11 protein-coding genes and 1 pseudogene are annotated in these 8406 nt (G+C 44.1%); 7 read left to right on the forward strand and 5 right to left on the reverse strand.

The genetic code is table 11. The features are described from left to right. The first annotated feature begins 23 nt into the window (after positions 1–23). From U868_RS0121670 to U868_RS0121680, 3 genes are all read left to right on the forward strand, one after another. Positions 24–977 (forward strand): ArdC family protein, encoded by a 954-nt coding sequence (locus U868_RS0121670; RefSeq protein ID WP_025155108.1) that lies wholly within the window; start codon positions 24–26, stop codon positions 975–977. 69 nt (positions 978–1046) lie between these two features. Then, the gene (locus tag U868_RS0121675) at positions 1047–1367 is read left to right on the forward strand and encodes a type II toxin-antitoxin system RelE/ParE family toxin (protein ID WP_025155109.1); all 321 of its coding nucleotides are present in this window, start codon (positions 1047–1049) and stop codon (positions 1365–1367) included. After that, positions 1357–1638, forward strand: a complete 282-nt coding sequence (locus U868_RS0121680) for a helix-turn-helix domain-containing protein (RefSeq protein ID WP_025155110.1) — start codon at positions 1357–1359, stop codon at positions 1636–1638. Before U868_RS0121675 ends, U868_RS0121680 begins: the two co-directional genes overlap by 11 nt. A gap of 178 nt (positions 1639–1816) precedes the next feature. On the opposite strand, the gene U868_RS24240 is transcribed toward U868_RS0121680, so the two are convergent. The 5 genes and pseudogenes from U868_RS24240 to U868_RS0121705 all read right to left on the reverse strand — a co-directional run bounded on the left by U868_RS24240 (position 1817) and on the right by U868_RS0121705 (position 4867). Next, a complete protein-coding gene (locus U868_RS24240; RefSeq protein ID WP_051583100.1) occupies positions 1817–2434 on the reverse strand; it encodes a DUF2913 family protein in 618 nt (205 codons plus the stop codon). A 154-nt stretch (positions 2435–2588) separates the two neighbouring features. Then, positions 2589–3284, reverse strand: coding sequence for a tetratricopeptide repeat protein (locus U868_RS0121690; protein WP_036412322.1), 696 nt, complete (start codon positions 3282–3284; stop codon positions 2589–2591). A 38-nt stretch (positions 3285–3322) separates the two neighbouring features. Beyond that, positions 3323–3670, reverse strand: a complete 348-nt coding sequence (locus U868_RS0121695) for a hypothetical protein (RefSeq protein ID WP_025155113.1) — start codon at positions 3668–3670, stop codon at positions 3323–3325. 45 nt (positions 3671–3715) lie between these two features. Beyond that, positions 3716–3955, reverse strand: a pseudogene (locus U868_RS26280) (ISNCY family transposase); the annotation flags it as partial. A gap of 213 nt (positions 3956–4168) precedes the next feature. Further along, positions 4169–4867, reverse strand: a complete 699-nt coding sequence (locus U868_RS0121705) for a recombinase family protein (protein WP_025155115.1) — start codon at positions 4865–4867, stop codon at positions 4169–4171. Between the two features lie 534 nt (positions 4868–5401). Here U868_RS0121705 and U868_RS0121710 point away from each other — a divergent pair. From U868_RS0121710 to U868_RS0121725, 4 genes are all read left to right on the forward strand, one after another. Then, entirely contained in the window at positions 5402–6031 is a 630-nt protein-coding gene (locus U868_RS0121710; protein ID WP_025155116.1) for a ParA family protein, read from the forward strand. A gap of 1 nt (position 6032) precedes the next feature. Beyond that, positions 6033–6365, forward strand: coding sequence for a hypothetical protein (locus tag U868_RS0121715; protein ID WP_025155117.1), 333 nt, complete (start codon positions 6033–6035; stop codon positions 6363–6365). Positions 6366–6624: 259 nt separating this feature from the next. Continuing rightward, a complete protein-coding gene (gene parM / locus U868_RS0121720; protein WP_025155118.1) occupies positions 6625–7596 on the forward strand; it encodes a plasmid segregation protein ParM domain-containing protein in 972 nt (323 codons plus the stop codon). A gap of 4 nt (positions 7597–7600) precedes the next feature. Further along, entirely contained in the window at positions 7601–7996 is a 396-nt protein-coding gene (locus U868_RS0121725) for a plasmid partitioning/stability family protein (protein WP_025155119.1), read from the forward strand. The last annotated feature ends 410 nt before the right edge of the window (positions 7997–8406 follow it).

The raw sequence follows: 8406 nt of genomic DNA on the forward strand, positions 1-8406 counted from the left end.
AAAAATGGGGGGATTACCCTGCCATGACTATGAACCTGCATACCCAGACAAGCGCCCCTAATTCTGCACCGGCGACCAGCGTATCCCCGCTGGAGCAGTCAGGCTCAACAAAAACGAAATTTCCCGGGAAAAAAAGCAAAACAGATATTTATCAGACAGTAACAGACAACATCATAGAAATGCTGGAAGCGGGTGTTAAGCCGTGGGTGTGTCCGTGGAACCGTAAAGGTATGGTGTCCGGTATTCCGTCAAATTTTACTACGGATACAAGCTACAGCGGGATCAATATTATGTTGTTGTGGTGCAGTGCCGCAAAGCAGGGATTTAATGATTCCCGCTGGCTGACCTACAAACAGGCTCAGGCTCTGGGGGCGCAGGTTCGCAAAGGTGAGCGCGGCACCATGGCTATTTTTTACAGGATGCTGGAGAAAGAAACGGAAGACGGCGGGACAGAACAGATTCCGATGCTGAAAACGTTCACCGTATTTAACGTTGAGCAGATCGACGGCCTGACACTGACAGATGAAGACAGCACAGCCGGGCCGGTCAGCGGGTTCGATCCCCTGCCCCTCGTTGAGGCATTTTTTCAGCGCACCGGCTCGAACATTACCGAACGGGGCCAGCAAGCCTTTTTCCGTCCTGCTACAGATGAAATCTGGTTGCCTGAGCGTCATTTATTCGCAGATGCGGCTAATTTTTATGCTACTGGGCTGCATGAAATTGTCCATTGGTCAGGAGGAAAAAGCCGTTTAAACAGGGAAATGAAAGGACGGTTCGGATCTGAAGAATACGCTTTTGAGGAGTTGGTGGCGGAACTGGGAAGCGCGTTTCTGATGGCTGATTTTGGTGTTTCCGGCGATGTTCAGCATGAAAGCTATATTGCTTCATGGCTTAAGTCTCTGAAAAATGATAAACGCTATATTTTTAAAGCCGCCTCTGCCGCGTCAAAAGCGCATAAATATTTAACTGAATTCTGACAATAATCAGATATTAGCTCTTGCGCTAACTTAGCTTAAGGGCTAATATAATAATAAAAGGGAGGGCTTGTGTTCAGAGTAATTTTCCATGATGAAGCAGAATCAGAGCTATTCGCACTACCTACACCGGTCAGGGTAAAAATGGTCCGGTTATTAAAAAAACTGGAAGCCAATCCCCGGCTGCTCAGAGAGCCGTATACGAAGCCACTGGGCAACGGTTTATTTGAACTGAGAACCATGGGAAGTGATATAGCCAGGGGGTTATGGGTATATCAGACCGGTGAGCGTATATTTTTATTGCGGATATTTATAAAAAAAACAAACAAAGCCCCGATTAATGAAATTGAACTGGCATTCCGCCGATTGGAGGAAATGAATAATGAAATATAAAAGCCTTGATCAGATTCATGATAAAGCAATGCAGGATACTGAATACCGGGATGCTTATGAAGCAGAGGAAGCCCGTGAACGTCTGCAGGAGACTTTATGTGTCTGGCGTAATGAAGCCGGTCTGACATCGGCGCAGGTAGCTGAGCGTATGGGGGTTAAGCCGCCGACTGTCTCGCGAATGGAAAAAAATGCGACTAAAATGAGTTACGAAACCCTTATGCGTTATGCCCGCGCCTGCGGTGTGACAAAGCCAATGATCCCGCTGTACTGACAAATAAATGCGATACAGGCTGTCACCGGCATCGAGCCGGTGACAGCCTGTATGTGTACATTGGCACCTGATATTATTTTCCGGGCTGTTTATTTGCAACAAATATGTGTTTTCAGCTTGTGTCTGATGCCAATTTTCAACCCTGACGGGCCGAAAATCGTTCTGGTACCCTAACCCGTCAGGCCGGTTTTATGCAGAACAACGAGCGATCGCGGCCGGAAAACTGGCCACCTAGCTGATGTTGTTTCATCACTGCTTCAAACTGTTCAGGATCGCCGGCAACCAGAAATTCCAGCAGGCCGGTCTGAGCGCCGGTATCATCAAATCCTTGATCCAGAGTGTCCCGGCAAATATAAAAAACCGGATTTTCCTGCGGAGCCAGCGGAGATTTTTGCCTGACGTTATCCCAGAGGTCAGAACTCAGTACTTCGCCTGACCAGCCAGTATTTTTCAGCCTTTCCGTGGCATAGGTCAGCCGGAATAAGGCACTTTGTGCCGGTATATCACAGCAGCAGGATTTCCACAGGAAATCCAGTCGCTGGCGCAATTTTGCCGTCATTACCCGTTTCTGACCCAGGTTACTCAGCCAGACCAGATCTGCGGCCACGCAGCGATGAAAACGTTTTTGTTTCAGTGCGGTTTTTAGCCAGCGCACCAAAAATAAATTCTCGGCCTGAGCACTTTGTCCGGCCATCCCGTCATGCTGGGCAAGTTTAAGGGCAGCCAGTGCAGCATAGGCCATCCTCCCCAGCTGCTTATTCATTTCTTCAGGTGTGACAACCTGTTTTTCAGTCATTCAGAACCTTTATACAATACAATTAGTGAGTTATTTAAGGGTATTACCGCAGCAATCGGTTAACCGATCATGGAGAAAAGCAAAGGCATGAAGATGTTGTCGCTTCGCTCCGTTTTGATTACTACCACATTGGGGCATTAGGTTTTTTTACCTTTTATAATCCTTTCTTATTTAAATCTCTATATAAATCACACCCTTCCTGCACACCTCTATCACAAGATTTACCAAACCATTCTTTAGCTTTGATATAGTCCTGCTTTACACCTTTACCAAAGTAATACATAGCTCCGAGTGCAAATTGTCCTTTTGGATTTTCCTGAACAGCGGATTTACCAAACCATTCTTTAGCTTTTACATAGTCCTGTTTTACACCGGTGCCACCGTAATACATAACTCCTAAAGCAAATTGCCCCTCTGAATTGTCTTGAGCAACCGATTTACCGAACCATTCTTTAGCTTTCATATAATCCTGTCGGACACCTTTACCATTGAAATACATGTCCCCAATATAATATATTGCGTCAGAATTCCCGTTCGCGGCTGATTTATAAAACCATTCTTTAGCTTTTACGTAGTCTCGCTGTATACCTAAACCATCGTAGTAAATTAGCCCAAGATAATATTGTGCGACGGCATTTCCTTGAGCAGCAGATTTTTCATACCACTCTTTAGACTTTGTGTAGTCCTGTTGCACTCCACTACCATTGAAATACATAGCACCGAAAAGTAATTGTGCATCAGGATTGCCCCGTTCCGCTTTATCACATAATTTCACATCAGCTATTTCGCAGTTCATCGCAATTCCTGATACAGGAATTAATAAAGAAATGAGTAAAAATAATTTTTTCATTATCACCTCAAACATGTTATTGCAAGTTTAAAATGTCACTATTCTTGTTCATCTAAATGAAATCGGTGTAATATTCGATGGGCAATAGGCGCCAAAACTAATCCCAGTGTCGTCATAAAAACTAAACTCGTGAATACGCCATAAAAGGCAAAGAAAATCTTACCGGGGATATTTTGTGGCACTATGTAGGGCCCAATGCCGTTAGCTATAAATGCACTATTTAATAGTGCATCATGCCAGTTTATACTTGAATCAAAAGTGATGTGACCTACGATACCTATGAGTAATGTAATTATAATCAGAAAAAATGCATAACTGACATGCAATAGAATCCTTTTTAAAAAAGTAGTAAATGTAATTAACGGCATATTTTTTGATTCATACATAGTTATCATACCTCAAAATAATTTTAATCTATCCATTGTATAATATTATTTACGCAAACTGGCTCTGAACTTCCCCGGATTAGCCAGTACCGGATTGTCGGCTCTCAGTTGTTCCTTAACTCTGGCCCGCTTTTACTCCGGCTTCGTTTATCCTGACGTTCCAGTTCGTCCATTCGATCCCAGGCCAGTTTCAGTACCGAGGCGTTTATTATCAACAATTTTTCCCTGGTCAATACAGTCCGGTTTATCGGATACCTGACAGCTCAGTGCGCGGCAGCCATATTTGGGGTCCGTTTGGAAAACGGAAAATATCCCACGCTAAGACTGTTTTTGTACAACTCAGTGTCGATTGTGCGTAATGGCCGATATTTTCCGGATCCCTGCTTAGAGGAAACGATTCCAGCCATCATCAATCTGGAAAAGCCGCTTTGCAGGATGTGGAATATGTCACCGTATTCATAATCCTGTTTAATTGTACCGCTATACTTCTGCTGTTGTTTAGGTTTCATCTTTCAGATACAGGGATGCGGACAAAAAATCGTCGCATGACGGAATGTCAGTATTCCCTTCTTTTTTGTACAGTGCCTGAATACGGCAGATTTGTGAGGGACTGTACCCTGTTGCATCCGCCGTTTCCCGGATACTGAGTTTTTTGATGTGCCTGTAATACAGTACTTTTTTATGACGTTCCGGATCGGCCTGTCGGCCCCGGTATTTACCGAGTTTATGTGCCCGCTCAATTCCCTGTTTTTGTCTCATCCGGCGACTGAGCCAGTCTTTATGAGACATGGCGGCCATCAGGTCGATGAGCATATTATTAATCGCAGTAATCACAGCCTGAGTAACAGGGTCGTTCCGGGAGGGATCTTTATCAGTAAGCGCCTGCCAGGATGTGGGGATATCGAGACTGACGATTCGCAGCTCATGTTGTTCGATTTGTTTTTTCAGCGTTATCCAGTCACTGTTACTCAACCGGGTCAGGCGATCAATCTGCTCGACCAGTAAAATATCATTCCGGTGACTGTCCATCAGTAAACGCCCCAGCTCAGGACGCTCAATTTTCGTTCCGCTGATATTCTCCCGGTAATAGCTTGCTATCTTATGTCCCCTATCCCCAGCGAACTGTTCCAGCATATCTTTTGCCCGGTCTGCAAACTGATCTTCCGTTGATGCTCTCAAATAAGCCCGAATGAACATATTATCACCACGTTATTGCATTTAGGTTATTGCGTTTAATATCTTGCATATAGATTATAGCATTGATTGGAGAATGTCATTTTTTGCATATCGCGTCAGGGCATACCCTTATGCAAGAGGTGTTTGTTAAAAATACTGTACTGAATAATATACATCAGAAACTATATCATCATGAAATAGCTATTTTTAAAAAATACCCCACCAAGTGATTAACCAATGTAACTATAACTAAAGGGATAGATTTGTTATTGAAGATATCGCATTAAATAATTCACAAGAGAAACTATACCTTAATGAGATATCATCTAGACATAATATACAGCCTTGCATTTATCTTGCTGCAATATATTAGATGTCCATTATTATGGGGATAGAAGTAAGATACAAGCAATCTATGTTATTTAAGATAGATTGCAGCAATCTATCTTAAAGCTATAAGTAATCATGCGGAATGTTTATAGGTTGCTTTTATACGTGATGGTTGCAAGATTGCTGCTATCTATCTATTATGAATAAAAAACACACGGGGGTTATATGGCGTGGATAGTGGCATTTATTTCACAAAAGGGTGGTGTAGGAAAAAGTACGGCAGCCAGAACGTTGGCTCGTGAAGCAACTGTGGGAGGAATAAAGACTAAGTTAGCTGATTTAGATACGGGTCAGGCAACTTCTGCGGATTGGCACCGAAGACGATTAGATGCAGGATTACCTCCGGTTGCATCCGTGGAAGTTTTTTCTACCGCAGCTCAAGCGCTTTCAACGGCTGAGTCATATGATTTACTGATCATTGATGGCCCCGCTCGAGCGAGCAAAGGAACATCTGAAATTGCCAAGGTGGCTCATTTAGTCGTCCAGCCGACGGGAGCATCATTAGATGACTTAATACCTGCGGTGAAAGTTTTTAATGGTTTAGTTAAAGAGGGGGTCCCTCGGTCAAAACTCATTTTTTCACTTAGTCGAATAGGCACTGAGGCAGAGGCAAATGATGCCAGGGAATATATTAAGGATGCTGGTTATGATGTCCTTGATGGTTGTCTTTTGGAAAAACCCGCATACAGACAAGCGTTAAATGCTGGTTTAACTATTACTGAGACACGCTATAAGGGTCTTAATACACGGGCTGATGAATTAATTCAATCTTTGATTAATAAAATAGGAGAATGATATGGCGGATGTTTCTAAACTAAAAAAAGCAAAATCAAGATTGGGGACTCCTCCTTCTGCAGAAGAAACAGCAACGGGTTTGGTTGCCCCTGAGGTTGCCCCCCTTGCACAGGAAAGTCAATCTATCGAACATGAAGCGAGTGAACCAGAGAGTATCTATGTTAGAAGAGATGGCCGCTCAGCAAGAAAAACACATCGGACTCTTGCATTTGCAACTCGTGTAACTATTGAGTATGACAAAGAATTACGGGAGATTGCGGAGCGAGATGGGTTATTGTTGGTTGAGGTTTTAGAAGAATCACTCAAGGCATATAAAGAGAAAAAAGGATATTAGTTAGAAAATTGCAGCAAACATGCTGCAATGTACAATTAATAAATATTGCAGCAAGCTTTAAGATATCTATGTGCAATATATATTAAAGATGTCTGCAAGTATGCTGATATCTTTATGCAAGGTTGCGACTAGCTAATCAGGCTGAAATGATATAAAATACTCAATATGAGGTCTTTGTGTGGTTTTTAAGATAAAGACTCACATTGAGTACCGTAACATTGAATCATAATACTCGTTTTGAGTATCTGTCGGGGGATGTATGAAAATTTTTTGTGATGACGGATCAACCAACGTAAAACTGGCCTGGTTTGAAAAAGGAAACATAACCACTTCATTATCAACGAATTCTTTCAGAAAGGGCTGGAAGGTTGAGGGGCTGGGCAGTAATCAGACTTACAATTATGAGCTTGAAGGGCAGAAATTCACCTTTGATGAAGTGAGTAATGAAGCTATTAAAACCACTCATATTGAGTATCAGTATTCTGATGTGAACGTTCTCGCTGTCCACCATGCATTATTGAAGAGTGGTATACCACCACAGGAAGTATCATTAACAGTGACTTTGCCAATCAGTGAGTTTTATACACCGGACTGTCAAAAAAATGAGCTGGCCATTCAGCGGAAGACAGATAATCTGATGCGGCCGGTCAGACTAAATAAACATGAGGGTTTTGTGATCACCGGCGTGGAAGTGATGCCGGAATCACTGCCTGCCGTGTTCTCTCAGCTGGTTGAGGACGAAGTGGGGGGGCTGGAAAAATCACTGGTCATTGACCTGGGCGGCACCACGCTGGACGTTGGTGTTATTGTGGGCCAGTTTGATGGTGTCAGTGCTATTCACGGAAATTCAGCAATCGGTGTCTCTATGGTCACTCAGGCGGCTCTCACCGCGCTTAAAATGGCTTCCAGTGACACCAGTGCACTTGTCGCTGATGAACTGATAAAGCGGCGTGAAGATGAAGCATTTATCCGTCAGGTTGTTAATGATGAAAGTAAAATCCCGCTGGTTCTGAGTACCATTAACTCCGCAATTGAAAAACTGGGGGCTGAAGTTGTTGATGATCTTGCCGGGTTCCGGAATGTGAACAGGGTATATCTGGTCGGCGGCGGCGCATCATTAATTGAACCGGCTGTAAAACAGGCATGGCATAATATCAGCCATAAGATACATGTGATGGACACACCGCAGCTGGCGCTTGTGAAATCAATCGCGAAATTCAAAGAGGAATAATGCAATGAGTACCGACCGGAAGAAATTCACACTCTATCTTCATCCGGACAATGAAGCGGACACCCAGGCACTGGAGACCATTGATACCGTGCCGAAAAATAACCGGGGTGAGCTTTTCCGGAACGTATTCATGGCGGGGCTGGCATTACACCGTCTGGACAGACGGCTGCCGGCCATGGTTGCGGAATTATCGGCCGGAGAACTGACGGCCGATAAACTGGTTGAATTAACCGCCTTACTAACCGGCTGGCAGCCGTCAAAAGCGGATATTAAATCAGTCCTGGAAAGTCTGGGAGGTGCGGTAACTGCTGCACCACTGAAGGTAAAAGAGGCGGAACAGGACGGAAACAAAAAAGAGGCACTGAAGCAGGCAAAAAGAAAATTAGCCGGATTGCTTTAACATCTGCCAAAGCGAAAAGGCTGATTTATAACAGCCTTTTGTCATTCTCAGGAGGCGCTGTGACCGGACTGGTGACTTCTGACCTTAAGTAAAAACACATTCCAACGTCCTCCGGACGAGTCGTGTTAAACCGGTCGGCAGCCGCCGACCTCTTCTGACGGCCCGGGTTCGTTTCCCTCACCGCAGGCCGGGTTGAGACATTTTGTCTCATTCCGGTTATTCCTGATTTCGTCAAATCCCTTCGCAGCGGGCTGACAATAGGCTCAACTCGTTATCATGCAAGGGTAAAATAAACGTCCGAAAATTTTCCCGCTCGTTCCTCACTCATCAAAAATTTTCTCCCGCCCCTGCATTCTGCCTCATTTCGCCTCTTTGCGCCCGTTGCAGCGAAGTGTAGTGGTTTAATAAAT

Source organism: Morganella morganii H1r, from assembly GCF_000633515.1.
Taxonomy (GTDB): Bacteria; Pseudomonadota; Gammaproteobacteria; order Enterobacterales; family Enterobacteriaceae; genus Morganella; species Morganella morganii_B.

What these genes read in the sequence shown, in the direction of transcription:
- U868_RS0121670 (WP_025155108.1), top strand. Translation starts at nt 24, where the DNA reads ATGACTATGAACCTGCATACCCAGACAAGCGCCCCTAATTCTGCACCG.
- U868_RS0121680 (WP_025155110.1), top strand. Translation starts at nt 1,357, where the DNA reads ATGAAATATAAAAGCCTTGATCAGATTCATGATAAAGCAATGCAGGAT.
- U868_RS24240 (WP_051583100.1), bottom strand. Translation starts at nt 2,434, where the DNA reads ATGACTGAAAAACAGGTTGTCACACCTGAAGAAATGAATAAGCAGCTG.
- U868_RS0121690 (WP_036412322.1), bottom strand. Translation starts at nt 3,284, where the DNA reads ATGAAAAAATTATTTTTACTCATTTCTTTATTAATTCCTGTATCAGGA.
- U868_RS0121695 (WP_025155113.1), bottom strand. Translation starts at nt 3,670, where the DNA reads ATGTATGAATCAAAAAATATGCCGTTAATTACATTTACTACTTTTTTA.
- U868_RS0121705 (WP_025155115.1), bottom strand. Translation starts at nt 4,867, where the DNA reads ATGTTCATTCGGGCTTATTTGAGAGCATCAACGGAAGATCAGTTTGCA.
- U868_RS0121710 (WP_025155116.1), top strand. Translation starts at nt 5,402, where the DNA reads ATGGCGTGGATAGTGGCATTTATTTCACAAAAGGGTGGTGTAGGAAAA.
- U868_RS0121715 (WP_025155117.1), top strand. Translation starts at nt 6,033, where the DNA reads ATGGCGGATGTTTCTAAACTAAAAAAAGCAAAATCAAGATTGGGGACT.
- parM (WP_025155118.1), top strand. Translation starts at nt 6,625, where the DNA reads ATGAAAATTTTTTGTGATGACGGATCAACCAACGTAAAACTGGCCTGG.
- U868_RS0121725 (WP_025155119.1), top strand. Translation starts at nt 7,601, where the DNA reads ATGAGTACCGACCGGAAGAAATTCACACTCTATCTTCATCCGGACAAT.